Origin of the sequence: Sediminicoccus rosea, assembly GCF_033547095.1 — a bacterium.
Taxonomy (GTDB): domain Bacteria; phylum Pseudomonadota; class Alphaproteobacteria; order Acetobacterales; family Acetobacteraceae; genus Roseococcus; species Roseococcus rosea.
This window is the reverse complement of the sequence record NZ_CP137852.1, coordinates 1,579,093-1,605,218: the sequence shown is the minus strand read 5'-3', so window position 1 is coordinate 1,605,218 and position 26,126 is coordinate 1,579,093. Positions and strand designations below refer to the sequence as shown.

Here is a 26,126-nt window from a genome sequence, read left to right as displayed (position 1 = left end):
TTCCACAGGGACGCAGGCAACAGGACAGAGACGACATGGCGATGAATTCCCCCGAGGCAGTCTCCAAGGTCATGGAAATGATCAAGGAGAACAGCGTGGAGTATGTGGACTTCCGCTTCACCGACCCGCGCGGCAAGTGGCAGCACACCGCTCAGCACGTCTCCACCATCGAAGAAGAGACCTTCGAGGAAGGGATCATGTTCGACGGCTCCTCGATCGCCGGCTGGAAGGCGATCAACGAGTCCGACATGATCCTGATGCCGGACGCGGCCTCGGCCTGCATGGACCCGTTCTCGGCCAAGCCGCAGCTGATCCTCTTCTGCGACATCTATGAGCCCTCGACCGGCCAGCGCTACAACCGCGACCCGCGCTCGACCGCCAAGAAGGCCGAAGAGTACCTGAAGAGCACCGGCATCGGCGACACCGCCTTCTTCGGTCCGGAAGCCGAGTTCTTCATCTTCGACAATGTGAAGTTCGGCACGGGCGGCAATTTCGGCCATTTCTCGCTCGACAGCATCGAAGGCCCCGGCGCCTCGATGAAGGACTTCCCCGAGGGCAACATGGGCCATCGCCCGGGCGTCAAGGGCGGCTACTTCCCGGTGAACCCGGTGGACAGCGAAGTGGACCTGCGCGCCGAGATGCTCTCGACCATGATCGAGATGGGCGTCGCCGGCGAGAAGCACCACCACGAGGTGGCGCAGTCGCAGCATGAGCTCGGCACCAAGTTCGGCACGCTGGTGACGCAGGCCGACCACATGCAGATCTACAAGTATGTGATCCACAACGTCGCCCACTCCTACGGCAAGTCCGCGACGTTCATGCCGAAGCCCATCTACGGCGACAACGGCTCGGGCATGCACGTGCACCAGTCCATCTGGAAGGATGGCAAGCCGGTGTTCGCGGGCAACGGCTATGCCGACCTGTCCGAGACGGCGCTCTACTACATCGGCGGCATCATCAAGCATGCCAAGGCGCTGAACGCCTTCACCAACCCGCTGACCAACAGCTACAAGCGCCTGATCCCGGGCTTCGAGGCCCCCGTGCTGCTGGCCTATTCGGCCCGCAACCGCTCCGCCTCCTGCCGCATCCCCTACGCGACGAGCCCGAAGGCGAAGCGCGTCGAGGTGCGCTTCCCGGATCCGGGTGCGAACCCCTATCTGGCCTTCGCCGCGATGATGATGGCCGGCCTCGACGGCATCAAGAACAAGATCCACCCGGGCGACCCGATGGACAAGGATCTGTACGACCTGCCGCCGGAAGAGCTGAAGGACATCCCGACCGTCTGCGGTTCGCTCCGCGAGGCGCTGGGTGCGCTCGCCGCCGACCACGACTTCCTGCTGGCCGGCGACGTGTTCTCGAAGGACCAGATCGAGAGCTACATCGAGCTGAAGTGGGGTGAGGTGTATCGCTTCGAGCACACGCCGCACCCGGTCGAGTTCGAGATGTATTACTCGGTTTAACGGCCTCAAGCGCCGGCCGCAGTTGCGGCCGGATCCTGCAAACCCGTCGCCAGCATTGGCGGCGGGTTTTTTGTTGCTAGGTTGTCGGCATGACCTCCCCCTGGCCCCTCAGCCTCACCGCGATCCATGTCTGGCCGCTGCGCATCCCGCTCCGCCAGCCGCTCAAGCTGGCCAGCGAAACCATCACCCATGCCGAAACGCTGGTGATCGAAGCGCAGGACAAGGAGGGCCGCTCGGGGTGGGGTGAAGCTTCGGCCGCGCCCACCATGACGGGCGAGGTCCTGGCCGGCATGGCGGAGGTCGCCCGCCGCTACCTCGCCCCAGCCCTGCTCGCCGCGCCCTTCGCCGCGCCCGCCGAGATCACCCACCGGCTGGACCGCGCCATCCGCAGCAACACCGGGGCCAAATGCGCCGCCGAGGCCGCCCTGCTCGACCTCGCCGCCCGCCGGGCCGGCCTGCCGCTCTGCGACTTCCTGGGCCAGCGCCGGCGCGATGCGGCGCCCTGCATCGCCATGATCGGCGGCGCGACCGAGGCCGCCGTGCTGGAAGCGGCCCTGGCCGCCCAGGCCCGCGGCTTCCGCCACATCAAGGTGAAGCTCGGCCTCCAGCCCGACGCGCGCGACGACGCGGCGATGATCCGCAAGCTGCGCGCCGCCCTCGGCCCGCGGGCGCATCTCTCCGGCGATGCCAACATGGCCTGGCGCCTGCCCGAGGCCCTCGCCTTCCTGGCCGCCCTGCCCGAGGGCACGCTCGACTATTTGGAGCAGCCGCTGCCGGATGATGACCAGCCCGGCCTCGCGCAGCTTTCCGCGCAGAGCAACTGTCCGATCTGCGTGGACGAGGGCCTGCACGGCCTGGCCGACATTCCCGCCTGTCGCGGCATCGCCGCCGGCTTCGGGCTGAAATCCATCAAGCTCGGCGGCCTGCTGCCTACCCTTTCGGCCGATGCGCTGGCGCGCGAGGGCGGCATGCAGACCACGCTCGCCTGCAAGATCGCCGAGACCTCCATCGGCAATGCCGCCGTGCTGCATCTCGCGGCGCTGGTGCCGGAGGTGGATTGGGGCCTGAGCCTCACCCATGCCATGCTGACCGAGGACATCGCCGCGCCCGGCCTTGTGATCGAGGCCGGGCAGGCGCGCCTTCCCGCCGGTGCCGGCATCGGCGTGACGCCCGATGCCGCACGGCTCAACCGCTTCAGGATCTGAGGAACAGCATGGAACAGATGGCAGGCTTCGCGCGGATCGCGGCCGAGGGTGCGGCAGCGCATGGACCGGAGGAAGCGCTCTACGCCATCACCCGCGCCCTCCCCGCGCTGCTGGGCGACCCCTCGGCCGCGCTGCGCCCCAATGCCTTCCGGGAATCGCCACCGCCCACGATCGGTGCCGCGGCCGTCGCCTTCATGGTCACGGCGGACCGGCAGCACCACATGATCACGGCGCCGGTGAATTTCGCGCCCGAGCAGTATCACGAGCTGGTGGACATCCGGCTCGGGCATCCGGGCGAAGTCGCGAAGACGCGCCAGCCCATGCTGCTGCGCGACACCGCGCTGCATTCGAGCTTCGTGAAGATCCTGCAGAGCTTCCGCGCGGGTTCCTCGATGTTCGCGCCCATCCTCTGGCAGGACGAATATCTCGGCGTGCTGATCTGCGCGAACGCGGCGCGCAACACCTTCGGCGAGGCGGATCTCATCGCGCATCGCGGCTTCGCGGCGCTGGCGGCCAGCCTCTGGGTCGCCCAGGGCGGGCCCGCCTGGATGGCGGCGCAGGATCTTTCGAAGCTGCCCCGCCGAAGTGTCGGAACCTAGGAAGAAATAGCCTCTGGCGGCTGGGGCCACGGGCCCCAGACCCCATCAGTCTTCCAGGATCGCCACCGCGCGCACCGGGCTGCCGGTGCCGCCGCGGATCTTCAGGGGCATGGCCAGGAAGCGGAAGCGGCCCTTGCCTACGACCTTGTCCATGTTGATCACGCCCTCGTAATGCGTGAAGCCCATGTCGCGGCAGACATGGTGCACCTCGAAATTGTTGCGCCCGGGCCGGCCGGGGCTCACGGATTCCACGGCGAAGGCGGTGATGCCCTTCGCACCCAGCCAGGTGGCGCTCTCCTTCGTCAGGCCCGGGAAATCCGTGATGTATCCCTCGGTGCCGGCCGCGCGCTTGTAGAAGCCGGTGTAGAGCAGCACCGTGTCCTTCGGCTTGATGCTGACGCCCGCGGCTTTCTCCGCCGCCTCCAGATGCGCGATGGTGATGTCCGTCTTGTCCGGCACATGGGTGAGGTCGAGACAGAGGGCCTCGGTGAAGAAGGTCTCGAGCGGCATCTGGTCGATGGTCAGGGCACCCGGCGTCTCGTCGAAATGCACCGGCGCATCCACATGCGTCCCGCCATGGTCGCCCATGTGCAGCACCATCGTGGCCGAGGAGAACTCATAGCCATCCACCACGCGCTTCTCGTCATGCGTGCTGAAGGGATAGACCTCGATGGTCGGGTGGTTGGGCAGGCGCTGCGCCTTGTGGTGCAGTTCCCGGCTCAGATCGATCAGTTTCATGGCATCCTCCGCGGCGTGAACCGCCACTATGCGACTCCCACGGCATGGGACAATCCCGTAGGTTGCGTGGGCGCGCATCCGTGCCAAGCTCAAGCCTTCACGGTGAAGGAGAGAGCCCATGCGTCGCTGGTTCCTGGCCCTGCTGGCCTGCATCGCCCTGCCTGCCGCCGCGCAGACCTTCCCCGACCGGCCGATCCGCATCATCGTCCCCGTCAATCCGGGCGGCGGCACCGACATCTTCGCCCGGGCGCTGCAGGAGATCATCGGCAACTCGCTGGGCCAGCCCATCATCGTCGAGAACCGGCCGGGTGCCAGCGGCACCATCGGCGTGCAGCAGGTGGTCGAGGCCCGGCCCGACGGGCATACGCTCGGCTTCGTCTGGAACACGCCCATCACCTCGGCGCCGCACACGCTCGGCACGCGCTACACCATCCAGTCCATCGCGCCGGTCTTCCAGGTGGGCTACTCGCCCTTCGCGCTCTGCGCGCGGCCGGATTTCCCGGCGACCGACCTGACCAGCATGATCGCGGCCATCCGCGCGCGGCCCAACACCTACACCTGGGGCAATGAGGGCCTGGGCGGCGTGATGCATCTCGGCGTCGAGCGCATCCTCCGCCAGCTCGGCCTGCAGATGACGACGGTGCCCTTCCAGGGCGCTGGGCAGACGCTCCCGGCCTTCCTCGGCGGGCACATCACCTTCTTCGGCGGCTCGCTGGTCGGCGCCATGCCGGCGGTGCGCGCGGGCACGGCGCGCTGCTACTTCCTGACCACGGTAGGCGGCAGCCCGGCGGCGCCCGAGGGCTCCGGCGTCGGCAGCCTCGGCCTGCCGGAAATGGCCATCACCATCTGGTGGGGGATGATCGCGCCCCAGGGCATCCCGGCCGACCGCATGGCGAAGCTGACCGAGACCTTCACCACCGCCGCGCGCACGCCGCGCTTCCTGGAGGTGATGCAGGCGCAGGGCGCCACCCGCGAATTGCTGGTGGGCGACGCCATGGGCCGCGCCATGCGCGCCGAATACGACGCGCTGGGCGAGGTGGCGCGCAGCCTGGGTCTGCAGAAGCAGTAGGGCGCGCTACAGCCTTTCGTCGGGCGGCGCGATGACCGTGGCCAGATCGCGCAGCAAGGGCTTGTTGGGCAGGGGGGCGAGGCGCATCTCACGCGCCTCCAGCCTGGCCGTGCAGGCATAGATGACGCGGCCGTCCAGCAGCATCATGCATTCCTTGCAGGCATTGGCGTTCAGGCAGGCATAGCGAAAGGCCAGCGTCGCATCGGCGCTGACGCGCAGCCGCCGCAGCCCGTCCAGGACCGATTCGCCCGGCTCGAAATCGAGTTCGAAGCGGTCCTCGCGCGGTGCCTCGCCAGGGCCGCCGCGCTGGATGAGGAGGGCCGCGCGCATCATGCCGGCACCGCTTGGCACGAGAGGGCCAGGCCCTCGCCCCGCAACAGCTGGTTCATCCGCCATTCCTCCCGCATCTCCGGGAAATCCTCGCGCTGATGCGCGCCGCGGCTTTCCTCCCGCGCGCGCGCCGCACGGATCACGGCGGCCGCGACCAGCAGCATCTGCCGCAGATCCAGCCAGTCGAGTCGCGCCAGGTCATGTGGCTGGCCGGGCGCGCCAGGCGGGGCCACGCCCAGCTCCGCCTGAAGTTCCGCGACCGCCGCCGCGGCACGATCCAGCCCCGCCGCCGTGCGGAACGGCCCGACATCGGCGGACATCACGCGTTGCAGCCGCGCCACCATCGCCGCCGTGTTCGCCACGGGGCCCTGCGCGCGCAACAGGTCGAGCGCGGCGCCGGCGGCGAAGCCGCGCACCGGCCCGGCGGCGGCCATCCGCGCCGCCTCCCGCCCCGCCGTGCGGCCATAGGCCAGCGCCTCGGTGATCGCATTGCCGGAAAGGCGGTTCGCGCCATTGGCGCCGCCCACCGCCTCGCCCGCCGCCAGCAGGCCGGGCACATCCGTCCGCATCCGCGTGTCCACGCGCACGCCGCCCATGTGATAATGCGCGATGGGCGAGACCTCGATGCAGTCGCGCGTGAGGTCGATGCCATTGGCCGCCAGCTTGTCCACCACCGGGCCGAAGGCCGCGCGCAGCTCGGCCTCCGGGATATGCGTGAAGCTGAGCCAGGCCCCGCCATGCGGCGAGCCGCGCCCGGCCTCGTTCTCCTTCGTGATGGCATAGGTCGCGAGGTCGCGCGTGGTGCTGTAGCGGCCCTGCTCGGCATCGCCGCCCCAACGGTCGAGGAAATCCTCCATCGCGCCGTTCAGCAGCCGCCCGCCGAGCTTGTAGCGGAAGGGGTCCCACATGATCGGGTCCATGCCGATCAGCCGCGGCGCGAGATGGCCGATCGGGAAGAACTGCACGAATTCCATGTCCACCAGCGTCGCACCCGCCCGCAGCGCCAGCGCATAGCCATCGCCCGACATGTTGGCGCTGGCGCTGTTGCGCGCGTAGAGCCGCGTCAGGCCGCCCGTCGCGATGATCGTGGCCGGGGCGGCGATGGTCAGCGCCTCGCCGCTCGCCACATGCAGCGCGGCGGCACCCGTCACCGTGCCGTCCTGCACGACGAGGTCCGTCACCGCCACCTCACCCAGCCGGCGGATGGCGGGGCCCACGCGCTGCACCTGCGCGCGCAGCGTGCGGCTCACGGCGGGCCCGGTGTTCAGGAAATCCACATAGACGCAGCGCGCGCGGTCATGCCCCGGCGCCTGGACGGCGGCGAAGCCCTCGCCCGCGCGCGCCCAGCCGACGCGCCACTCATCCATCTCCAGGATGCATTCCGCGCCCGCCTCGCAGAGCAGCGCGGCGAGCGAGGGGTCCGCCAGGCCACGCGCGGCGGTGAGCGTATCGGCCAGGTGGTGTTCCCAGTGATCGCCCGCGCCGACGGCGGCGGCGACGGTCATCTGCGCCATCACGGTCGCACCCCCGCGCCCGATCAGGCTGCGATCCAGCAGGAGCACGCGCTCCGCCCCCTGCCGCGCCGCCTCGATGGCCGCATACATGCCGGCCCCGCCCGCGCCGATGATCAGCACATCGGCTTCCAGATGCGTCACGCATTCCACTCCCTGATCACCGCGCGAGGATAGACGGCGCGGCGGCCCGCGTCAGTCCAGGCGGATGTTCTCGCTGCGCACCACATTGCCCCAGGCTTCCTGCTCGGTGCGGACCAGCGCGGCGAGTGCCGCGGGCGTCGTGTGCTCGGGCACCGCGGCCTGGGCACGGAAGACCTCGATCATCGCGGGCGTGGCCATGGCCGCAGCCATCGCCTGGTTGAGCCGCGCGACCACCGGGGCCGGCGTGCGGGCGGGCGCGAAGATCGCCTGGATGATGCTGGTCGTGAGCGGCACGCCCTGCTCCTGCAGAGTGGGCACATTGGGCAGCAGCGGCAGGCGCGCGGGCGAGAGCGTCGCCAGCACGCGCACGCGCCCATCCCGCGCCAGCGCTTCGGCGGCACCGGCCGGCATCACCATGGCATCCACCTGGCCCGCGGCCAGCGCCTGCTGCGCGGGCGCCGCGCCGGTGAAGGGCACGTGCAGCATCTCGGCCCCCGCGGCGATGCCGATGCGCAGCATGGCGATCTGCGAGGTGCTGCCGACCCCCCAGCTCGAATAGGTCAGCGCGCCGGGCCGCGCCTTGGCGGCGGCGACGAAGGCGCGCAGATCGGCGATCTCGCGCTGGGTGGGACCCACCGCGAGCGCCAGCGGCACGCGCGTCAGCAGGCTGATCGGCTCGAAATCGGCGTTGGCGTCGTAAGGGATGTTGCGCATCGCGGCCGGGTTCACCGCATGCGTATCCGTCACCCCCAGCAGCAGCGTCAGCCCATCCGGCGTGGCGCGGGCGACAACGCCGGCGCCGATGCTGCCATTGGCACCGGCCCGGTTCTCCACCACCACCGTCTGGCCAAGCGAGGTCGTCATGTTCTGCGCGAGGCTGCGCGCCAGGATGTCGCTGATGCCGCCCGGGTTGAAGGGGACCACGATGCGCACCGTGCCAGCCGGGATTCCCTGGGCGCGCGCGGCGCCGGCGCCGGCGAGGAGGGAGGCGGCAAGGACGGGCAGGCGACGACGGGAAAGCTGGATCAAGGGAGGCCTCCTGGGCGGATGATGGTGCGGCCCAAGCAATCCCCGCGCCATGCGCCGGCAAGGCGGAGCGCGGGTTGCGGGCGGCAGGGGGCTGGCGTCAAAGCGGGCGCGGGCCGGCCCGTCTGCACCGATTTCAGGCATGGCGGGGCTGGCGCCGGCCGGGTGACCCATGCGGGACGCTTGCAGCGGGGGCGCGCGGCGCGCATATGACGGCGCGTTCACATTCCCCGCCTGGAGGCCCTGCCCATGGTCACGCTGTCCCGCCGTTCCGCCCTCGCCGCGGGCACCGCCATCATCGCCTCCCCCTTGGCCGCGCCGAATGTGGCCCGCGCCCAGGCGGCGCTGCGCCTGACGCTGCCCTGGCTCGCCCAGGGCTCCACGGCCTACGCCTTCATCGCGCGCGAGATGGGCGCCTTCTCCCGCCGCGGCCTGAATGTGGAAGTGACGCGCGGCTTCGGCTCCGTCGCCGCCGCCCAGGCCCTGGCCCAGGGCCAGTTCGACTATGCCATCATCGGCGCCGGCCCGATGATCCTCGCCGCCGCACGCGAGCTTCCGGTGCTCGGCATGGCCACCGTGAACTACGACATGACCATGGGCATCGCGCTGCGCGCCGACAGCCCGATCCGCACCGCGAAGGACCTGGAGGGCAAGCGCATCGGCGCCGTGCCGACCAGCGCGGAATTCCCCTTCTGGCCGGCCTTCGCCCGCCGTGCCGGCATCAACCTGCAGAGCGTGACCATCCAGCAGATGGACAACCGCGTGCTGGAGCGCAGCCTGATCGACCGCCAGGTGGATGCCATCACCGCCATCGGCTCCTCCACCATCCCGGTGATGCAGGCGCAGAACGCGGCGCACCGCTTCATCCCCTATTCCTCGGCCGGGCTGAACTTCTACGCCAACGTGATCTGCACCCGCCCCGAGGTGCTGCAGAACCGCGCCGCCCAGGCCGAGGCCGTGACCGACGCGCTGCTCGAAGCCGCCGCCTTCCAGCTGCGCGAGCCCGAGCGCGCGCTCGACATGTTCATCCGCCAGGTGCCCGAGATCGGCATCACCTCGGGCGGGCGTGAGAATGCGCGCCTTTCCCAGGGCCTGATGCAAGCGACCATGCTGGCGCCCGAGGCGATCCAGAACGGCCTGGGCTGGACCGACATGGCGAAGTGGAACGCCATGACCGACCTCGTGATGGAGTTCGGCGCCCCGGCCGATGCCAAGCGCCCGGCGACCGACGCCATCATCTCGAACCGCTTCGCCGGCCGCATCAAGCTGACCGAGGCCGAGTGGGCCGCGCAGCGCACCCGCCTCGCCCCCTTCGGCGCGATGCTGGGCTGATCGCGCCCCCGATGATCTCCCTTCGCGGGGTCCGCAAGACCTATGCCTCGCCGGCCGGGCCCATCGAGGCCGTGGCCGGCGTCTCCGTGGACATCGCCGAGGGCGAGTTCGTCTCCATCCTGGGCCCCTCGGGCTGCGGGAAGTCCACCCTTTTGATGATGCTGGCCGGCCTCGAATCCATCACGGCCGGCAGCATCACCATCGGCGGCCAGCCGATGACCGGCCCGCGCCGCGATGCCGGCCTCGTCTTCCAGGACGCGACGCTGCTGCCCTGGCTCTCCGCCCGCGACAACGTCCTCTTCCCGATCAAGATGATGCGCCTGCCGCGCGAGAAATACGTGGCGCGCGCGGAGGAGCTGCTGCATTCGGTCGGCCTCGGCGCCTTCATGGACAAGCGCCCGCGCGAGCTTTCGGGCGGCATGCGCCAGCGCGTGGCGCTCTGCCGCTCGCTGATCCACACGCCGTCCATCATGCTGATGGACGAGCCCTTCTCCGCGCTCGATGCCATCACGCGTGACGAGATGGCGCTGGTGTTGCTCGACCTCTGGTCCCGCCATCGCAAGACCGGGATCTTCATCACCCACTCGATCCGCGAGGCGGTGCTGCTCTCCGACCGCGTCCTGGTCATGACCAAGCGCCCCGCCGTCGTCGTCGCCGACGTGCCGATTCCCTTTGCACGCCCGCGCGATGAGAGCGTGCAGGACAGCCCCGAATTCATCGCCATCGTGGCCAAGCTGCGCGGCATGATCGAGCATAGCATCAAGGATGCGGCGTGATGGACGGCGGAAACACGATCATCACCGAAGCCCCCGCCGCGCTGAACGTCGAGAAGCGCGACCTCGCCAAGCACCCGGCGGTGCAGATCCTGCTCCCCATCGCCTTTGCGCTGGCCGTGCTCGGTCTCTGGGAATTCCTGGTGGATTTCTACCAGGTGCCCAAGGTCATCCTGCCCTCGCCGCTCGACATCTACGCCCGCGCCGTCTCGGCCTGGCCCTTCCTGGTGCAGCATGCGGTGCCGACCGGCACGGAGGCCGCCATCGGTTTCATGCTCGCCACCATCCTCGGCATCACGCTGGCCGTCATCCTTGCCTATTCCAAATGGGCCTATGCGGCGCTCTATCCGAATGTGATCTTCTTCCAGCTCATCCCGAAGATCGCCTTGGCGCCGCTCTTCATCGTCTGGCTCGGCATCGGCTCCTCCTCGCGCCTCGCCTTCTCGATGTTCATCGCCTTCTTCCCGGTGGTGATCGCGACGCTGACCGGCCTGAACTCGACGCCGCCCGACATGCTGCGGCTGTGCAAGGCGCTCACCGCGCGCTCCTGGCAGGTGTTCCTCTCGGTGCGCTTCCCCTATGCGCTGCCGCACATTTTCTCGGGGCTGAAGATCGCCGTCACCTTCGCCATCATCGGCGTCATCGTGGGCGAGTTCATCACCGCGCAGGCGGGGCTCGGCTACCTCATCCTCTTTGCCTCCAGCCAGGCGGAGACGGCGCTGATCCTCGCCTCGATCGGCATGCTCTGCGTCGTCGGCCTCGTGCTCTACGGCGTGGTGGCGGGGCTGGAGAAGCTGATCCTGCGCAAATACGGGCATTGATCGTCGCCCGGCCAGGCTTCCCCTTGGCCGGGCCATCAAACGCTGGCTGAATGACGTGCCGGCTGAGAATGTTGAGGAGAGACCCCATGCAACATGACATCCTGCTCAAGGGCGGCCGCGTGGTCTGCCCCGCCTCCGGCCTCGACGGCATCATGGATGTGGCGGTGACGAATGGCCGCATCGCCGCCATCCAGCCCGAGATCCTGGCGAGTTCCGCGCGCGAGGTGATCTCCGTGAAGGACAAGATCGTCCTTCCCGGCATGGTGGACACCCACGCGCATATCTACACCTACGTCTCCGGCCGCTTTGGCCTGCCGGCGGACATGGCGGGCGTGCACAGCGGCGTGACCTCCCTGGTGGACCAGGGCGGCGCCTCCTGCATGACCTTCCCGGGCTTCCGCGAATTCATCGTGAAGCCGGCTCATTCGCGTGTCTTCAGCTTCATCAGCGCCTATGTCGTGGGCGGCCTGGAAGGCCATTACTACCCCACGCTCTACGGCCCCGAGCATGTGGATGTGGACGCGACGGTGAAGGCCGCCCGCGCCAACCCCGATGTCGTGAAGGGCGTGAAGGCCCATGCCGAGATCGGCAACATGGCGCGCTATGGCCTGGAAGTGCTGAAGAAGGCCGCGCAGATCGGCCGCGAGGCGGACCTCCCCGTCTATTGCCATTTCGGCCAGCTCTGGCCCACGCCCGAGACCGGCAACAATGGCGTGGACCCGGACGAGATCCTGCCGCTCGTCATCCCCCTGCTCCGCCCCGGCGACATCCTGGCCCACCCCTTCACCCGCCACCCCGGCGGCTTCGTGGACCGGCGCACCGGCAAGGTGCATGGCATGGTCCAGGCGGCGCTGGACGCCGGCCTCAAGGTGGATGTGGGCCATGGCTCCCACTTCTCCTTCAAGATGGCGCGCATCAGCCTCGATGCCGGGATCATGCCGGACACGCTCGGCGCCGACATGCATGGCTACAACACCCGCATCCCGGCCCCGCCCGGAACGCCCGCCAACCACTCGGACCCGGAGGAGGACCACCCCTTCACCGGCAAGGCGCGCTTCTCGCTCACGCTGGCCATGAGCGAGCTCATCGCCCTGGGCGTGCCCTTCGAGAAGGTGGTGCCGATGGTCACCACCGGGCCCGCCGCCATGCTGCGCCTGGATGACGGCATCGGCACGCTGCGCATCGGCTCGGTCGCCGACATCTCGGTGCTGGATGACCTGCGGGGGCGGTTCAAGATGGCCGACAACGAAGGCACGGAAGTCATCGCCGAGCGGCTGCTGCAGCCCGCCTTCTGCCTGAAGGGCGGGGTGAAGTTCGAGGCCACGGCGCCGATCCTGCCGGCAGCCATCGCGGCATGAAGGCGAGGCTCCGCCGGGGTCCGTGGCGGACCCCGGACCCCGCCGCACCATGAAGCAGGGCGTTGGCGCGGCGATCACCCGCAAGGAGGATGATCGGTTCCTCCGCGGGCGCGGGAAATACGTGGGCGATATCCAGCTTCCCAACATGCGGGAGGTTGCGTTTCTGCGCAGCCCAGTGGCGCATGGGGTGGTCCGCGGCCTGCGCGCCCCGCAAGGGGCCATGGTCTTCACCATGGCGGACCTCAGCGGCGTCCTGCCCATCCGCGCACCCTCAGCCCTGCCCGGCTTCCGCCGCACCGACCAGTGGCCGCTGGCCCAGGGCCGCGTCCGCCAGGTGGGCGAGCCCATCGCGATGGTCGTCGCCGCCTCGCGCGCCGAAGCCGAGGACATCCTCGACGCCATCATCCTCGATATCGAGGAACTCCCCGCCGCCACCGACATGCTGGCCCACCGCGCCGGCCCGCCCATCCACGAGGGCTGGCCCGACAATGTCGTGCTCCAGGCCCTCGTCGAGGACGACATCAGCGATGTGCAGGCTCCCATCGTCATCCGCCGTCGCCTGCGCACCGCACGCCAGCACATGGCGCCGCTGGAGGGCCGCGGCGTCGTCGCCCGTTGGGATTCGCGCCTCGCGCAGCTCGAGATGCACACCTCGTCCCAGATGGTGCATGTGACCAAGACGGGCCTCGCCGAATGCCTGGGCCTGCCGGAATCCGCCGTGCGCATCATCAGCCCCGATGTCGGCGGCGGCTTCGGCTACAAGGGCATCCTGCTGCAGGAGGAGGTCGCCATCGGCTGGCTCGCCCGCAAGCTGGGCGGCACGCCGCTGCGCTGGATCGAGGACCGGCGGGAGGGCCTCTCCGCCCAGGCCAATTGCCGCGAGCACCATTACGACATCACCGTCCATGCTGGCCTGGACGGCACCATCCTGGCGCTGGATTGCGAGGCGCATGTGGATAGCGGCGCCTACTCGGCCTATCCGTTTTCCGCCTGCCTGGAGGCGGCGCAGATCGGCTCCATCCTGCCCGGCCCCTATGTCGTGCCGCGCTTCCGCTGCAAGACCTGGAGTGTCGCCACCAACAAGCCGCCCATCCTGCCCTATCGCGGCGTGGCGCGGACCGGCGTCTGCTACGCGCTGGAAACCACCCTCGACGCCGTGGCCCGCGCCGCCGGCATCAGCCCCGTGGAACTCCGCCTGCGCAATCTGCCAGGACCCGAGCAGATGCCCTACCTCAACGTCACCAAGAAGATCTTCGACAGTGGCGACTACCCCGAGGCGCTGCGCCGCGCGGCCGAGGCGGTGGACGCCGAAGGCTTCGCCGAACGCCAGAAGGCCGCGCGCGAAGAGGGCCGCCTGATCGGCCAGGGCTTTGCCGTCTTCTGCGAGCAGGGCGCGCATGGCACCTCCGTCTATCATGGCTGGGGCATCCCCTTCGTGCCCGGCGCCGAACCCTGCCAGGCACGCCTGACGCCCGATGGCGGGCTGGAACTCCGCGTCGGCGTCCACAGCCATGGCCAGGGCATGGAGACGACGCTGGCCCAGGTGGCGCATGAGATCCTTGGCGTGCCGGTGGAGCGCGTACAGCTCATCCATGGCGACACGGCGCTGACGCCCTATTCCACCGGCACCTGGGGCAGCCGCTGCGCCGTGATGGCCGGCGGCGCCGTGGCCGAGGCCTGCATGGAACTCCGCAACCGCCTCATCCCCATGGGCGCGCATCTGCTGCAGGACAAGGACGCCATCTTCGCCGATGGCGCGGTGCGCGCTGGGGCCGCCAGCGTGACCGTCGCCGAGATCGCCCGCACCTTCCACCGCGCGCCGCAGAACCTCACCGAGGCGATGCAGGCCCAGGGCCTGGAATGCACCGTGGGCCACAAGACGGCGCGCGACACCGGCACATTCAGCTACGCCTGCCACGCGGTGGAGGCGGAGGTGGATGCGGCCACCGGCCATGTGACCCTGACGCGCTATGTCATCGTGGAAGATGGCGGCGTGCTGCTGAACCCGCTGATCGCGGACGGCCAAGTGCTGGGCGGCACGGCACAGGGCATCGGCACGGCGCTCTTCGAGGAAATGCCCTATGACACGGGCGGCCAGCCGCTGGCCTCCACCCTCGCCGACTACATGCTGCCCGGCGCCTCGGACGTGCCGGACATCGAGATCCTGCACATGGAGACGCCCTCGCCCATCAGCCGCTTCGGCCAGAAGGGCATCGGCGAAAGCGGCGCGATCGGACCACCCGCCGCCATCGTGAACGCGATCAACAACGCCATCGCGCATCTGGGGCGCGAAGTGACGGATCTGCCGGCGACGCCGGCGCGTGTCCTGGCAGCCCTCGCATGAAACCAGCAGCCTTCGACCATGCGTCGCCCGGTGCGTTGCCCGACGCCCTGAGCCTGCTTGCCCAGCCCGGCGCCAAGCCGCTCTCCGGTGGGCAATCCCTGTCGCCGATGATGAATCTCCGCCTGGTGCGCCCCGCGACGCTGGTGGACATCAAGCGCCTGCCCGGTCTGCGCGGCGTGATGGCGACGGCCGATCACATCCGCTTCGGCGCCGCGACCACCCATGCCGAGATCGAGGACGGCGCCGTGCCGGACCCGACCAACGGCCTCATGCCGCATGTGGCGCATGGCATCGCCTATCGCGCCGTGCGCAACCGCGGCACGCTGGGCGGTAGCCTGGCCCATGCCGACCCTGCCGCCGATTGGCCGAGCGTGATGGCCGCTCTCGGCGCCACCATCCTGACCAGCGCCAACCGCCGCATCCCGGCCGAGGGCTTCGTCCTGGCTCCCTTCACCACGGCACTCACGCCCGGCGAGATCATCCTCGCCGTGGAAGTCCCCCGCCTGCCGCCAGGCGCGCGCTGGGGCTATTGCAAGATCAACCGCAAGATCGGCGAATTCGCCAAGGCCATCGGCATCGCCATCGAGACCCCGCGCCGCCTTCTCGCTGGCGCCGTCGAAGGCCCGCCCGTCCTGCTGGCCAGCCCGGACGAGATCCCCGCGCGCCTGCCGCATCTCGATGCCGGGGCCCAGCGCCTGGCCGGCATCGCCGTGCAGCGCGCCATCGCGATGATGGAAGCATGATCCAACTCACCATCAACGGCGAAACCCGCGAGGTCACCGCCCCCGCCCGCACCCATCTGGCCGATGTGCTGCGCGAGCATTGCGGCCTGACCGGCACGCATCTCGGCTGCGAGCAGGGCGTCTGCGGCGCGTGCACCGTCATGGTGGATGGCGTCCCCACCCGCTCCTGCCTGCTCTATGCCCACGAGGCCGCGGGGATGGAGGTCACCACCATCGAAGGCCTGGACGAGGACCCGGTGGCCATGGCCCTGCGTGCCGCCTTCTCCAGGCACCACGCGCTGCAATGCGGCTATTGCACGCCGGGGATGATGGTGACGGCGCGCGACATCGTGACGCGCCTCGGCGCCGTGGACGAGGACCGCATCCGCGACGAGCTGGCCGGCAATCTCTGCCGCTGCACCGGCTATCGCGGCATCGTCCGGGCCATCGCCGAGGTCGCCGCGACGCGCCCAGCCGCGCCCCCCCTGCCGAAGCGCGAGGTGCCACTGACGCCCCCGCCCGCGCCACTCGCCACGCCGGCCCCCGTCGCCGGCATCGACCTGCCCAATCGCCTGACCCACGGCGAGACCCTGGCGCTGGCGCCCGACGCCGCCTGGGCCATCCTGTCCGACCCCGCCCGCATCGCCGCATGCGTCCCCGGCATGACGCTGCTGCGCCATGAAGGCGAGGCAGTGGAGGGCGAGTTCTCCGTCATCCTCGGCCCCTTCTCCGCCCGCTTCGCGGGCTTCGGCACCCTCACGCTGGATGCCGTCACCCGCACCGGCCGCCTGTGCGGTCAGGGGCGCGACGGCGCGAATGGCGCGGAGGGCGAGGTGGAGTGGCGCCTCACGCCCAATGGCGCCGGCACGACGCTGGATGTCGAGCTCGGCTGGCGCCTGACCGGGCCGCTGGCGCAATTCTCCCGCCCCGCCCTGCTGCGCGGGGTGGTGGCCGCCATGGCGGGCGATTTCGCGCGCAATGTGGAGCGCGCGGCGCGTGGCGAGGCGCCGGCCGCGCAACCCAGCCTCTGGTCCCTCATCCTCGCGTGGTGGAAGGGCCTCTTCGCCCGCTGAGGGCTATTCGCGGTTCTTCTTCCGCCACTCGTCAATGGCGGCCATGGCTTCCTGCTTGGCCACACGCTCATGCTGGCCCATCACTTCCCCCGTGCTCACGGGCTTGGCGGCCGAGGTCGCGCCGTCATAGGTGGTCCAGCGCCAATTGTTGCGGCCCTTGAGGGGGCCAACCGTGAAGACGCAGCCGCGATGTTCGGCCATGGGTCAAATTCCGATCTGATGAGGCGCAGCCAAGTGATGCCGCCCGCGGGCGGCGGAGGGGAAGCCGCGCTCAGCTATCCATCTTGAGCGCGGCGATGAAGGCACTCTGCGGGATCTCGACCTTGCCGAACTGCCGCATGCGCTTCTTGCCTTCCTTCTGCTTGTCCAGAAGCTTGCGCTTGCGGCTGATGTCGCCACCATAGCACTTGGCGGTCACGTCCTTCGACATGGCGGAGATCGTCTCGCGCGCGATCACGCGCCCGCCGATCGCCGCCTGGATGGGGATCTTGAAGAGCTGGCGGGGGATCAGCTCCTTCAGCTTCTCGCAGATCGAGCGCCCGCGCTTATCCGCCGCCGTGCGGTGCGCCATGAAGGCCAGCGCGTCCACCGGCTCGTTGTTCACGAGGATGCTGATCTTCACCAGATCGCTCTCGGCATAGCCATCCATCTGATAGTCGAAGCTGGCATAGCCGCGGCTGACCGACTTCAGCCGGTCATAGAAGTCGAACACCACCTCGTTCAGCGGCAGGCGATAGACGGCCATGGCGCGGGTGCCGACATAGGTCAGCTCCACCTGCTGGCCGCGCCGCTCGTTGCAGAGGGTGAGGATGGAGCCCAGATGCTCGTCCGGCACCATGATGGTCGCCTTGATCCAGGGCTCCTCAATGGCGTCGATGGTCATCATGTCGGGCATGTCGGCCGGGTTGTGCAGCTCCGTCACCTCGCCACTGGTCTTGCGCAGCTTGTAGACGACCGAAGGCGCGGTCGCGATCAGGTTCAGGTCGAACTCGCGCGAGAGCCGCTCCTGCACGATTTCCAGGTGCAGCAGGCCCAGGAAGCCGCAGCGATAGCCCAGCCCCAGGGCCAGCGAGGTCTCCTGCTCGAAATGGAAGCTGCTGTCGTTCAGGCGCAGCTTGCCCAGCGCGTCGCGCAGCTTGTCGAAGTCATCGGCGTCGATCGGGTAGAGGCCGCACCACACCACGGGGATGCTGGGCTTGAAGCCGGGCAGGGCCTCGGTCGCGGGGGTGCGGTCATCGGTGATGGTGTCGCCCACATTGGTGTCGGCCACCGACTTCACCGCCGCCGTCAGGAAGCCCATCTCGCCCGGGCCGAGGCTGTCGGCCGGAACCATCTTCGGCGTGAAATAGCCCACCTGGTCCACCGTGTGGGTGGCACCATTGGACATCATGCGGATCTTCTGGCCCTTCCGCAGGTGCCCATCCTTCACCCGCACCAGCACGACCACGCCGAGGTAGCTGTCATACCAGCTATCGACCAGCAGCGCCTTGGTCGGCGCATCGGCATCGCCCGTCGGCGCCGGCAGGCGCGTGACGATCGCCTCCAGCACGCCCTCGATGTTGAGCCCGGTCTTGGCCGAGATCATCACCGCATCCTCGGCATCCAGGCCGATCACGTCCTCGATCTGCTGCTTCACCCGGTCCGGCTCGGCGGCCGGGAGGTCGATCTTGTTCAGCACCGGCACGATCTCGTGATTCGCGTCCAGCGCCTGGTACACGTTCGCCAGCGTCTGCGCCTCGACCCCCTGGGAGGCGTCCACCACCAGCAGCGAGCCCTCGCAGGCGGCGAGGCTGCGGCTCACCTCATAGGCGAAGTCCACATGGCCCGGCGTGTCCATCAGGTTCAGCGTGTAGGTCTGCCCGTCCTTGGCCTTGTAGGCGATGCGGACGGTCTGCGCCTTGATGGTGATGCCGCGCTCGCGCTCGATATCCATGCTGTCGAGCATCTGCTCCTTCATGTCGCGCGCGGCGACCGTCCCGGTGGACTGGATCAGCCGGTCGGCCAGGGTGGATTTCCCGTGGTCGATATGGGCGACGATGGAGAAGTTGCGGATCAGGTGCAGCGGCGTTTCGGTCATGCGGGGGGAGATAGGGCCAAAGCCCCATAAGTCAAAGCGCGGAACCGGGTTTGGCTTCCCGCCGGGGCCGGAATGTCCCAGGATCACCCCGGAGCGGGGAGCAACCCCGCCGGAGGAAGCCCCCATGCCCGAAGTGACCATCACCCGCCGCGCCACCCTGCTGGCCGCCCCTGCCCTGCTCTGGGCTGCCCAAGGCCGCGCCCAGGCCTTCCCGAGCCGCCCCATCCGCATGATCGTCCCCTACACGCCGGGCGGCGTCTCGGACATCACCGCCCGCCTGATCGCCGAACCCATGGCCGCCGCCCTGGGCCAAGCCGTGCCGGTCGAGAATCGGGCCGGGGCGGATGGCGTGATCGGCACCGACGTGATCGCCAAATCCGCCCCGGACGGCCACACGCTGGGCCTGGTCTCGGTCGGCCACCCCGTCAACGCCGCCTTCTACCGCCTCCCCTTCGACACCGTGAGGGACTTCACCTTCCTGAGCATGACCACCCGCACGCCGCTGGTGATGTGCGCGGCCCGGTCCTTCGCCCCCAGCACGCCGGCCGAATTCGTGGCCCATGCCAAGAGCCAGCCGGCCGGGCGCCTCACCTTCGCCGGCACGGCCGGCGTGGTGCGCCTGGCCCCCGTGCTCTTCGCCCAGCGCACCGGGATCGAGATGACCTACGTCCCCTATCGTGGCAGCACCCAGGCCCATCCAGACCTCATCGCCGGCCGCGTGGATGTGATGTTCGACACGGTGCCCGCCGCCCTGCCGCACATCCAGGCCGGGACGTTGAAGGCGCTCGCCACCACCGGCGCCACCCGCGCCCCTCAGCTCCCCGATGTGCCGACGCTGGGCGAATTCCTGCCCGGCTTCGAGGCCTCGACCTGGGGCATGGTGATCGGCCCTGCCAATATCCCCGCCCCCGTCCTGAGCCGCCTCGTGGCCGAGATCCATGCCGCGCTGCGCCGCGATGACGTGCTGGCCCGCCACCGGACCCTGGGGGCGGAGGTCGTCACCTCCACGCCGGAGCAAAGCCGGGACTTCGTGCAGGCGGAGATGGAGAAATGGGGGGCGGCGGCGCGGGCCGCCGGGATTACGCCCCAGAATGCGGGGTAACGAGAAAGGGGCCTCCGGCGGCTGGGGCCATTGGCCCCACACCCCGTCTTATTCGATCCTGGCGCCGGAAATGCGGACCATTTCGGCCCAGCGCGGGGCGTCGGCCGCGATCAGGGCGGCCGTTGCGGCGGGGCCGGCGCTCGTCGCCAGCACCAGGCCGCTGGCACGCAGCCGCTCCGCCAGGCCGGGCGCATCCGCGCTGCGCAGCACGCCCTCCGCGATCGCGCGCTGCACCTCGGGCGGCGTGCCGCGCGGCCCCGTCAGCGCATTCCAGGACTGCATGTCGAGATCGCCCAGGTTGAGATCGGTGAACTCGCCCAGGCCCGGCACATCCGGCAACAGGGGGCTGCGCGCATTGCTGCCCACCGCCAGCGGCACCAGCCGGCCCGACGCCACATGCGGCATCAGCGCGGGCATGAAGTCGAACACCATGTCGATCTGCCCGCCCAGCAGGTCGGTCAAGGCGGGCGCCCCGCCGCGATAGGCCACATGCTCGATATTCGCCCCCGAACGCGTGGCGATGGTCGCGATCAGCAGATGCGCCGCCGAGCCATTGCCGGCCGAGCCCTTCACCACCCGCGCGCCGGGCCGCTTCGCCGCGTTGATCAGGGCGCGGAAATCCGTCCAGCCCCGCTCCCGTGCGCGCTCGGCCGTCACGCAGCAGAGCACGGTGGAGGTGACGAGGCGGATGATCGGCACCAGGTCCCGCGCCGGATCATAGGGTGGGTTCGCCATCATCATCGGCAGCGCCGTGAAGAAGGGAATGCTGAGCACGCCGAGCGTGCTGCCATCCGGCGGCGCCTGCAGCACCGCCTGCACGCCGAGCAGTCCATTCGCGCCCCCGCGATTATCGACCACGATGGCCTGGCCGGTGCGCGTGGTGACGGCCTCGGCCCAGATGCGCGCGATGGCATCGGCGGCCCCGCCCGGCGGGAAGGGCACCACCCAGCGCATCGGCCGGTTGATGATCTGCGCGACCGCGGGCGTGGCGAGCGCGGAGAGAAGGACGGCGCGGCGGGTCACCTGCATCATGGCCAAGCCTCCTGGCAGCGAAGCCAAAACGCTCCCACACTGGGCGGGCATCGTCAAAGCCCGAGGGAGGCCCCCATGCCGAAAACCGCCATCTCCACCGACAAGGTCTTCAAGCCCGCTTTGCCCTTCGCCCAGGCCAGCAAGGCGGGCGGCTTCGTCTTCGCCTGCTCGACCGGGCGCGACCGCGAGGGCCGCTTCGCCATCGGCGATGTGCGCGCGCAGACGCAGCAGACCATCGACAACATTCGCGCGCTGATCGAGGCGGCCGGCGGCACGCTGAAGGATGTGGTGAAGTGCACCGTCTATGTGACGGACCGCGCGAACTGGGCGCCGATGAACGAGGTGTATTTCGCCAATTTCGCGGAGGATCCGCCGCACCGCGTCTCCTGCATCGTCAGCGGCCTCGGCTCGCCCGATTGCCTGGTCGAGATCGATGCGACCGCCTATCTCGGCACCGACTGAGGCAGCAGCGGCGCCAACTTCAGCATCGCCACCGCCCCCAGCAGCGGGCCGATGCCGAGGATGGCGAAGGCGCCCGCCCAGCCCAGCGCCGGCACCGCCCAAGCCATGAGCTGGATGGCCGGCACCGTCAGCAGGAAGCCCGCGCAGGTCTGCACCGTCAGCATGGTGCCGACCAGCTCGGGCGGCGCGCAGAGCGAGGTGCAGGCGCTGAACTGCGCTGAATCCGCGACGACGGAGACGCCCCAGATCGCCGCCAGCACCAGCGTCAGCGGCAGCGCCCAGCCCGCCGTGCCGCCGATCAGCAGCGCGCAGGCGCCCGAGACGAACATGGCGGCCGCCGCCATCCGCGCACGGTTGAACCGATCCGCCAGCAGCCCGAGCCCCACGCAGCCGATGGCGCCCGAGCCCACCACCAGCGCGGTCAGCACGCCCGCATCGCCGCCAGCACCCTGCTGCGCGAGGAACAGCCCGACCCAGGCCCAGACCGCGTAGAGCTCCCACATGTGGCCGAGATAGCCGGCATTGGCGAGGCGCAGGCGAGGATCACGCCAGGCCAGCAGAACGGCGCGCGGGTTGAAGGGCGGGCGCTTCGCCGTGTTCGGTCCCTCACGAAACGGCAGGATGAGCACGCCACCGAGCAGCGCCAGCGCGCCCGCCGCGAGGTAGATGTGTCGCCAATCCACCGAGCCGAGCAGCCCCGGCAACGCATGCGGTGCGGCCGAACCGATGGTGAGCGCGCCGACGACGATGCCGATGAGCAACCCAAGGTCGCCGCGCGCCCAGCCCGAGGCCAGCTTCATCGCCACCGGATAGACGCCCGCCATGGCCGCGCCCGCGACGAAGCGCAGCGCATAGGCGCCCAGGCCCGCGGGCTCGATGAAGGCCTGCGCGATGGTGCCGAGCCCGGCCACCGTCGCCGCGCCGAAGAAGAGCGCGCGTGACGGCCAGCGATCCGCCAGCGAGAGCAGCGCCGAGAGAATCGTCCCCGCGACGAAGCCGAGTTGCACCGCGGCGACCAGCCAGCCCGCCTCCCCGCGCGTCACCGCGCCGTCGCGCAGCAGGGCCGGCACCGCCGCCGTGCCGGCAAACCAGATGGCGGGCGCCAGCATGATCGCGCCCGTGAGCAGCGCGAGGTTGCGGATCTTCTCGCCGGTCATCGGTCCCCCCTCGGCATGTGCCTTGCATGCCATGGCGGGCGTCGCGGCGCCACCGGGGCGCCGTCCTGCCGGGAACCCTTGCCATGAGCGTCACGCGCCGCGTCCTTACCGCCCAGCTCCTCACCGGCCTTGCCGCATCCGGCGGCGCGATGGCGCAAACCACGCCACCCGCCTGGCCCGCGCGGCCGGTCTCCATCGTCGTCCCCTTCGTGCCGGGCGGCCCGTCCGACCTGCTGGCCCGCGCACTCGCCGGGCCATTGCAGGCGGCGGTGGGGCAGAGCGTCCTGGTGGAGAACCGCGCGGGTGCCAATGGCGTCGTCGCCGTGCAATATGTCACCCGCCAGCCGGCCGATGGCCACACGCTCTTCATCGCGGCAAGCGGCCTCATGACCATCACGCCCGTGCTCGCCGCACGCCCGCCCTTCGACCCGGAGAATGACCTGACGGCGCTGACGCTCGCCATCAGCGCGCCCAACGTCCTCGTCGTGAACCCGAGCCTCCCGGCGACCAACCTCACGGAACTCATCGCCTGGCTGAAGGCCAACCCGACGCGCGCCTCCTATGGCTCCTCCGGCATCGGCTCGTCGGAGCATCTGGGGATGGAACTGTTCAAGCTGCGGACCGGCACCGAGCAGTCGCACATCCCCTATCCCGGCGGCGGCGCGGCGGTGACGGACCTGATTGCCGGCACCTTGCAGCTCTCGCTGCTCAACCTCGCCACCGTGGCGCCGCATGTGCAGGGCGGGCGGCTGCGTGCCATCGCCGTCGGCGGCGCGCGGCGCCACCCGCTGCTGCCCGACGTGCCGACCTTCGCGGAAGCCGGCCTCGCCGACTACACCACCGGAAGCTGGCACGGCATCGTCACGCCGCGCGGACTTCCGGCACCCTTGCAGGCCCGCATGGAGGAGACGCTGCGGACCACGCTGCGCAACCCGGAGATCGCGGCGCGCCTCGCCGCCACGGGCTTTACCGTGGAGGCGACGGATGCCGCCACCCTCTCGCGCACCATCAGCGCCGATCTCGCGCGCTGGCGCGAGGTGGTGCGCAGCGCCGGCATCAGCGTGGGCTGAGGCGGCTCAGCGCCGCGCGCTGGTGACATAGAAGGGCGCGGGCTCGGCCTTCGGCAGGTAGTCGGCGTAGAAGTCGCGCATGAAGGGCAGGACGCGGCGCGAGACCAGGCGGCGCCGCTCCTCCTCCTCCGTGCGCGGGCGCTTCAGCAGGTCGGCCAGCGCGGCGAGCGCCGCCTCCTTGTCCACGCGGGTGAACTTCCGATCGCGATAGATCACCTCGCCCGCCACCATGACGCTGTCCACGCCGCCGGTCTTGGCGCGCTGCACCACGGCCGAGAGCACATCCGTGTCCTCGTCCAGGAAGGGAAAGGCGACCTGCCGCCAGTCGAGCAGCACGATGTCGGCCAGGGCGCCCGGCACCAGCCTACCGACGGTCTCGCCGAAGCCGGTGGTGGCGGCACCGTGCTCCGTCGCCATGCGGAAGACCTGGGCCGGGGTGGGCACGTCCGCCTCGCTCATGCCCGGCACGCGGTGTTGCCGCAGCACGAGGCGCATCTCCAGCAGCATGTCGCGGTCATCATTCAACCCGGCCTCGTCAATGCCGATGGCGACGCGCACGCCGCGCTTCTCCCAGTGGTTCAGCGCGGCGACGCCGCTGCGAAGCCGCAGGTTGGAGGAGCAGTTGTGGCAGATGCGCGTCCCCGTCTCGGCCACGCGCTCCACCTCCGCCTCGGTCAGCCAGACGCCATGGCCGAGCGTGCAATGCGGGCCGAGCAGCCCGGCGCGGTCTAGCTGCTCCAGCGCGCCCACCCCTGCCCGCTTGTGGGCATAGGCCTTCTGGTACTGCGTCTCCAGCAGATGGATGTGGTGCGGCACGCCGGTCCGCTCGCAGGCCTCGCGCACGCGCTCCAGCGCGGTGTCGCTGCACCAGTGGAGGTTGGCGGGCGCGAGCTGGATGGCGATGCGCGGGTCATCGGCGAAGCGCCTGCGCAACTCGTCGAACAGCGCGAAGTGATCATCGAGCGGCGCCAATTGCCGCGCCAGCATGGGCGCCAGCTCCCGCGCCAGATCAGGCGGCAGGCGGGCCAGGAACTGCTGGTCCGCCTCATACACCAGCAGGTTCTGGTCACGGATGCCATGCGCGTAGGAGACGCGCATGCCGAGATCCTGGTAGGCGCGCAGCGTCTCCGTCGCGCCGGCCACCATGTTCGCCAGCGGCACCGGCAGGCGGCCCTGCAGGTGCTGCACGGTGGTGATGCCACTCTCCACCATCTCGAAGGCGGAGTAGAGGGTGTCGAGCCTGAGATCCACGCTGCGCGCGGCGAGCCGCGTGCCGAACCACAGCTCCAGCGGCATGTCGGGCGAACCCAACTGCAGCGGCGTCAGCCCCACATGGTGATGCGCGTTCACGAAGCCCGGCATCACCACGTGGTTCTCGGAGCCCAGCACCTCATCCACCTGGTGCCGCCGCGCGAGATCCTCATAGGGGCCGATCTCGAGGATGACGCCATCCTCCTGCAGCACCGCGCCGTTCTCGATGATCTCGGCGCGGTCGCGGTCCAGTGCCCGGCAGATGACGTGGCGGCCGCGGACCAGGCTGCGGCTCATCGCGCGTGCCGCCCTTGCTGTGCCATGCCCTGATCCTCCTGCTGCGCCGGCAAAGGCTATCGTGCCGCCGCGCGCGGCGTCAAAGCGCCCTCGCGCTTCCCGCTTGAAAGCCGCGCGCCATTCATTCCACACTCGGCGTGAAGGACGCCGGCACGGTCACCATCGGACAAGGAAATGCCTCGATGACGCATGGGCTTCGCAACGTGATCCTGGCCGCGGCCGCCCTGCTGGGCGTCTGGGCGCCCGCAACCGCGCAGGAATTCCCGCAGCCGGGCCGGCCTCTGATGCTGGTCACGGGCTTCCCTGCCGGCACCGCGCCCGACATCTATGGCCGCCTCATCCAGGCCCGCGTGCAGCAGGAACTCGGTGTGCCCGTGGTGATCGACATCCGCGCCGGCGCCTCGGGCAATATCGGCATGGAATATGCGGCCCGCGCCGTGCCCGACGGCCACACCGTGCTGATCGCAACCTCGGCCATGCTCTCCATCAGCCCCTCGGTCTTCCCGCGCATGCCGGTGGACACCCAGGCGGATTTCATCCCGCTGCTGACGACCTTCGAGGCGCCAAACTTCCTCACGGTCAGCCCGGAGCGGCGGCCGCAATTCACCGATTGCCAGGCGGTGATCAGCGCCGCACGCGCCGCGCCGGGGCGGATGAACTATGCCAGCACCGGCATCGGCGCCTCGACGCATCTCGCCGCCGCGCAATTCGCGGTCGCCTTCGGGCTGGATCTCGTGCACGTGCCCTATCGCGGCGGGCCCTTCGCCATCACCGCGCTCTACCAGGGCGATGTGGACCTCTTCTTCTACCAGACCGGCCCGGTGATCGAGGCCTATCGCCAGGGCCGGGTGAGGCTGCTCGGCGTCACCTCCGCCACCCGCGTGCCGGCGGTGCCCGAGATTCCGACCCTGGCCGAGGCCTGCAACCTGCCAGGCTTCGACAGCACCACCTGGTACAGCCTGCTGGTTCCGGCCCGCACGCCGGCTCCCATCGTGCGCCGCCTCTCGGACGTCTTCACCCGCGTGGCACGCGAGCGCGAAATCGAGGAGCGCGTGGTCGCCATGGGCTTCACGCCGGCCGTGGCGGACGGGCCGGCCACCAGCGCGCGCCTGGCACGCGACCTTGTCACCTGGCGCGCCATCGTGGAGCGCGTGGGCGCGCGGGTAGAGTAGC

General features: G+C 70.0%; 24 protein-coding genes. 15 read left to right on the top strand and 9 right to left on the bottom strand.

The features are described from left to right. Positions 1-35: 35 nt before the first annotated feature. The 3 genes from glnA (at position 36) to R9Z33_RS07640 (ending at position 3,264) form a co-directional block, all read left to right on the top strand. Positions 36-1,460 (top strand): type I glutamate--ammonia ligase, encoded by a 1,425-nt coding sequence (gene glnA / locus R9Z33_RS07650; protein ID WP_318650714.1) that lies wholly within the window; start codon positions 36-38, stop codon positions 1,458-1,460. An 89-nt stretch (positions 1,461-1,549) separates the two neighbouring features. Further along, complete coding sequence (locus R9Z33_RS07645; protein WP_318650713.1) at positions 1,550-2,665, top strand: mandelate racemase/muconate lactonizing enzyme family protein; 1,116 nt, start codon at positions 1,550-1,552, stop codon at positions 2,663-2,665. Between the two features lie 8 nt (positions 2,666-2,673). Continuing rightward, on the top strand, positions 2,674-3,264 hold the full coding sequence (locus R9Z33_RS07640; protein WP_318650712.1) for a GAF domain-containing protein: 591 nt from the start codon (positions 2,674-2,676) through the stop codon (positions 3,262-3,264). Positions 3,265-3,309: 45 nt separating this feature from the next. On the opposite strand, the gene R9Z33_RS07635 is transcribed toward R9Z33_RS07640, so the two are convergent. After that, the gene (locus R9Z33_RS07635; protein WP_318650711.1) at positions 3,310-4,002 is read right to left on the bottom strand and encodes a cyclase family protein; all 693 of its coding nucleotides are present in this window, start codon (positions 4,000-4,002) and stop codon (positions 3,310-3,312) included. A gap of 118 nt (positions 4,003-4,120) precedes the next feature. Between R9Z33_RS07635 and R9Z33_RS07630 the strand changes: the two genes are divergently transcribed. Continuing rightward, positions 4,121-5,071 (top strand): Bug family tripartite tricarboxylate transporter substrate binding protein, encoded by a 951-nt coding sequence (locus R9Z33_RS07630; protein ID WP_318650710.1) that lies wholly within the window; start codon positions 4,121-4,123, stop codon positions 5,069-5,071. A gap of 6 nt (positions 5,072-5,077) precedes the next feature. Here the strand turns inward: R9Z33_RS07630 and R9Z33_RS07625 are convergent, their stop codons facing one another. From R9Z33_RS07625 to R9Z33_RS07615, 3 genes are read right to left on the bottom strand one after another with little or no spacing between them, the layout of a single operon-like run. Continuing rightward, positions 5,078-5,401, bottom strand: coding sequence for a 2Fe-2S iron-sulfur cluster-binding protein (locus R9Z33_RS07625; protein WP_318650709.1), 324 nt, complete (start codon positions 5,399-5,401; stop codon positions 5,078-5,080). Beyond that, complete coding sequence (locus tag R9Z33_RS07620; RefSeq protein ID WP_318650708.1) at positions 5,401-7,056, bottom strand: FAD-binding protein; 1,656 nt, start codon at positions 7,054-7,056, stop codon at positions 5,401-5,403. The genes R9Z33_RS07625 and R9Z33_RS07620 overlap by 1 nt, the downstream gene beginning before the upstream one ends. Positions 7,057-7,107: 51 nt before the next feature. Further along, positions 7,108-8,085: a Bug family tripartite tricarboxylate transporter substrate binding protein gene (locus R9Z33_RS07615; RefSeq protein ID WP_318650707.1), complete on the bottom strand. Its 978-nt coding sequence runs from the start codon at positions 8,083-8,085 to the stop codon at positions 7,108-7,110. 246 nt (positions 8,086-8,331) lie between these two features. On the opposite strand from R9Z33_RS07615, the gene R9Z33_RS07610 reads away from it, so the two are divergent. The 7 genes from R9Z33_RS07610 to R9Z33_RS07580 all read left to right on the top strand — a co-directional run bounded on the left by R9Z33_RS07610 (position 8,332) and on the right by R9Z33_RS07580 (position 16,505). Next, entirely contained in the window at positions 8,332-9,414 is a 1,083-nt protein-coding gene (locus R9Z33_RS07610; protein ID WP_318650706.1) for an ABC transporter substrate-binding protein, read from the top strand. Between the two features lie 11 nt (positions 9,415-9,425). Beyond that, positions 9,426-10,190 (top strand): ABC transporter ATP-binding protein, encoded by a 765-nt coding sequence (locus R9Z33_RS07605; RefSeq protein WP_318650705.1) that lies wholly within the window; start codon positions 9,426-9,428, stop codon positions 10,188-10,190. Further along, positions 10,190-11,008, top strand: coding sequence for an ABC transporter permease (locus R9Z33_RS07600; RefSeq protein ID WP_318650704.1), 819 nt, complete (start codon positions 10,190-10,192; stop codon positions 11,006-11,008). The genes R9Z33_RS07605 and R9Z33_RS07600 overlap by 1 nt, the downstream gene beginning before the upstream one ends. An 86-nt stretch (positions 11,009-11,094) precedes the next feature. Next, the gene (locus R9Z33_RS07595) at positions 11,095-12,366 is read left to right on the top strand and encodes an amidohydrolase/deacetylase family metallohydrolase (protein WP_318650703.1); all 1,272 of its coding nucleotides are present in this window, start codon (positions 11,095-11,097) and stop codon (positions 12,364-12,366) included. Between the two features lie 49 nt (positions 12,367-12,415). After that, positions 12,416-14,710 (top strand): xanthine dehydrogenase family protein molybdopterin-binding subunit, encoded by a 2,295-nt coding sequence (locus R9Z33_RS07590; RefSeq protein ID WP_318650702.1) that lies wholly within the window; start codon positions 12,416-12,418, stop codon positions 14,708-14,710. Next, the gene (locus R9Z33_RS07585) at positions 14,707-15,453 is read left to right on the top strand and encodes an FAD binding domain-containing protein (RefSeq protein ID WP_318650701.1); all 747 of its coding nucleotides are present in this window, start codon (positions 14,707-14,709) and stop codon (positions 15,451-15,453) included. The genes R9Z33_RS07590 and R9Z33_RS07585 overlap by 4 nt, the downstream gene beginning before the upstream one ends. Continuing rightward, positions 15,450-16,505, top strand: coding sequence for a 2Fe-2S iron-sulfur cluster-binding protein (locus R9Z33_RS07580; protein ID WP_318650700.1), 1,056 nt, complete (start codon positions 15,450-15,452; stop codon positions 16,503-16,505). The genes R9Z33_RS07585 and R9Z33_RS07580 overlap by 4 nt, the downstream gene beginning before the upstream one ends. Before the next feature lie 3 nt (positions 16,506-16,508). Here R9Z33_RS07580 and R9Z33_RS07575 read toward each other — a convergent pair whose 3' ends face one another. Both R9Z33_RS07575 and lepA read right to left on the bottom strand, forming a co-directional pair. After that, the gene (locus R9Z33_RS07575; protein ID WP_318650699.1) at positions 16,509-16,706 is read right to left on the bottom strand and encodes a hypothetical protein; all 198 of its coding nucleotides are present in this window, start codon (positions 16,704-16,706) and stop codon (positions 16,509-16,511) included. Between the two features lie 70 nt (positions 16,707-16,776). Then, the gene (gene lepA, locus R9Z33_RS07570) at positions 16,777-18,582 is read right to left on the bottom strand and encodes a translation elongation factor 4 (RefSeq protein WP_318650698.1); all 1,806 of its coding nucleotides are present in this window, start codon (positions 18,580-18,582) and stop codon (positions 16,777-16,779) included. Positions 18,583-18,706: 124 nt separating this feature from the next. On the opposite strand from lepA, the gene R9Z33_RS07565 reads away from it, so the two are divergent. Beyond that, on the top strand, positions 18,707-19,684 hold the full coding sequence (locus tag R9Z33_RS07565) for a tripartite tricarboxylate transporter substrate binding protein (protein WP_318650697.1): 978 nt from the start codon (positions 18,707-18,709) through the stop codon (positions 19,682-19,684). A gap of 48 nt (positions 19,685-19,732) precedes the next feature. Here R9Z33_RS07565 and R9Z33_RS07560 read toward each other — a convergent pair whose 3' ends face one another. After that, positions 19,733-20,716, bottom strand: coding sequence for a Bug family tripartite tricarboxylate transporter substrate binding protein (locus R9Z33_RS07560; RefSeq protein ID WP_318650696.1), 984 nt, complete (start codon positions 20,714-20,716; stop codon positions 19,733-19,735). Between the two features lie 75 nt (positions 20,717-20,791). On the opposite strand from R9Z33_RS07560, the gene R9Z33_RS07555 reads away from it, so the two are divergent. Next, positions 20,792-21,178 (top strand): RidA family protein, encoded by a 387-nt coding sequence (locus R9Z33_RS07555; protein ID WP_318650695.1) that lies wholly within the window; start codon positions 20,792-20,794, stop codon positions 21,176-21,178. Here the strand turns inward: R9Z33_RS07555 and R9Z33_RS07550 are convergent. Continuing rightward, complete coding sequence (locus tag R9Z33_RS07550) at positions 21,160-22,335, bottom strand: MFS transporter (RefSeq protein WP_318650694.1); 1,176 nt, start codon at positions 22,333-22,335, stop codon at positions 21,160-21,162. The genes R9Z33_RS07555 and R9Z33_RS07550 overlap by 19 nt on opposite strands. Positions 22,336-22,418: 83 nt before the next feature. Here R9Z33_RS07550 and R9Z33_RS07545 point away from each other — a divergent pair, with 83 nt between their 5' ends. Continuing rightward, positions 22,419-23,405: a Bug family tripartite tricarboxylate transporter substrate binding protein gene (locus R9Z33_RS07545; RefSeq protein WP_318650693.1), complete on the top strand. Its 987-nt coding sequence runs from the start codon at positions 22,419-22,421 to the stop codon at positions 23,403-23,405. Positions 23,406-23,411: 6 nt separating this feature from the next. Here R9Z33_RS07545 and R9Z33_RS07540 read toward each other — a convergent pair whose 3' ends face one another. Then, positions 23,412-24,953 (bottom strand): amidohydrolase family protein, encoded by a 1,542-nt coding sequence (locus R9Z33_RS07540; protein WP_318650692.1) that lies wholly within the window; start codon positions 24,951-24,953, stop codon positions 23,412-23,414. A gap of 137 nt (positions 24,954-25,090) precedes the next feature. Between R9Z33_RS07540 and R9Z33_RS07535 the strand changes: the two genes are divergently transcribed. Further along, a complete protein-coding gene (locus R9Z33_RS07535; protein WP_318650691.1) occupies positions 25,091-26,125 on the top strand; it encodes a Bug family tripartite tricarboxylate transporter substrate binding protein in 1,035 nt (344 codons plus the stop codon). Position 26,126: the final 1 nt, after the last annotated feature.

Coding starts and splice junctions, on each gene's coding strand:
- R9Z33_RS07625 (WP_318650709.1), bottom strand. CDS start 5,401: ATGCGCGCGGCCCTCCTCATCCAGCGCGGCGGCCCTGGCGAGGCACCG.
- R9Z33_RS07575 (WP_318650699.1), bottom strand. CDS start 16,706: ATGGCCGAACATCGCGGCTGCGTCTTCACGGTTGGCCCCCTCAAGGGC.
- glnA (WP_318650714.1), top strand. CDS start 36: ATGGCGATGAATTCCCCCGAGGCAGTCTCCAAGGTCATGGAAATGATC.
- R9Z33_RS07560 (WP_318650696.1), bottom strand. CDS start 20,716: ATGATGCAGGTGACCCGCCGCGCCGTCCTTCTCTCCGCGCTCGCCACG.
- R9Z33_RS07635 (WP_318650711.1), bottom strand. CDS start 4,002: ATGAAACTGATCGATCTGAGCCGGGAACTGCACCACAAGGCGCAGCGC.
- R9Z33_RS07580 (WP_318650700.1), top strand. CDS start 15,450: ATGATCCAACTCACCATCAACGGCGAAACCCGCGAGGTCACCGCCCCC.
- R9Z33_RS07630 (WP_318650710.1), top strand. CDS start 4,121: ATGCGTCGCTGGTTCCTGGCCCTGCTGGCCTGCATCGCCCTGCCTGCC.
- R9Z33_RS07565 (WP_318650697.1), top strand. CDS start 18,707: ATGCCCGAAGTGACCATCACCCGCCGCGCCACCCTGCTGGCCGCCCCT.
- R9Z33_RS07555 (WP_318650695.1), top strand. CDS start 20,792: ATGCCGAAAACCGCCATCTCCACCGACAAGGTCTTCAAGCCCGCTTTG.
- R9Z33_RS07590 (WP_318650702.1), top strand. CDS start 12,416: ATGAAGCAGGGCGTTGGCGCGGCGATCACCCGCAAGGAGGATGATCGG.
- R9Z33_RS07545 (WP_318650693.1), top strand. CDS start 22,419: ATGAGCGTCACGCGCCGCGTCCTTACCGCCCAGCTCCTCACCGGCCTT.
- R9Z33_RS07645 (WP_318650713.1), top strand. CDS start 1,550: ATGACCTCCCCCTGGCCCCTCAGCCTCACCGCGATCCATGTCTGGCCG.
- lepA (WP_318650698.1), bottom strand. CDS start 18,582: ATGACCGAAACGCCGCTGCACCTGATCCGCAACTTCTCCATCGTCGCC.
- R9Z33_RS07540 (WP_318650692.1), bottom strand. CDS start 24,953: ATGAGCCGCAGCCTGGTCCGCGGCCGCCACGTCATCTGCCGGGCACTG.
- R9Z33_RS07550 (WP_318650694.1), bottom strand. CDS start 22,335: ATGACCGGCGAGAAGATCCGCAACCTCGCGCTGCTCACGGGCGCGATC.
- R9Z33_RS07640 (WP_318650712.1), top strand. CDS start 2,674: ATGGAACAGATGGCAGGCTTCGCGCGGATCGCGGCCGAGGGTGCGGCA.
- R9Z33_RS07600 (WP_318650704.1), top strand. CDS start 10,190: ATGGACGGCGGAAACACGATCATCACCGAAGCCCCCGCCGCGCTGAAC.
- R9Z33_RS07610 (WP_318650706.1), top strand. CDS start 8,332: ATGGTCACGCTGTCCCGCCGTTCCGCCCTCGCCGCGGGCACCGCCATC.
- R9Z33_RS07595 (WP_318650703.1), top strand. CDS start 11,095: ATGCAACATGACATCCTGCTCAAGGGCGGCCGCGTGGTCTGCCCCGCC.
- R9Z33_RS07605 (WP_318650705.1), top strand. CDS start 9,426: ATGATCTCCCTTCGCGGGGTCCGCAAGACCTATGCCTCGCCGGCCGGG.
- R9Z33_RS07585 (WP_318650701.1), top strand. CDS start 14,707: ATGAAACCAGCAGCCTTCGACCATGCGTCGCCCGGTGCGTTGCCCGAC.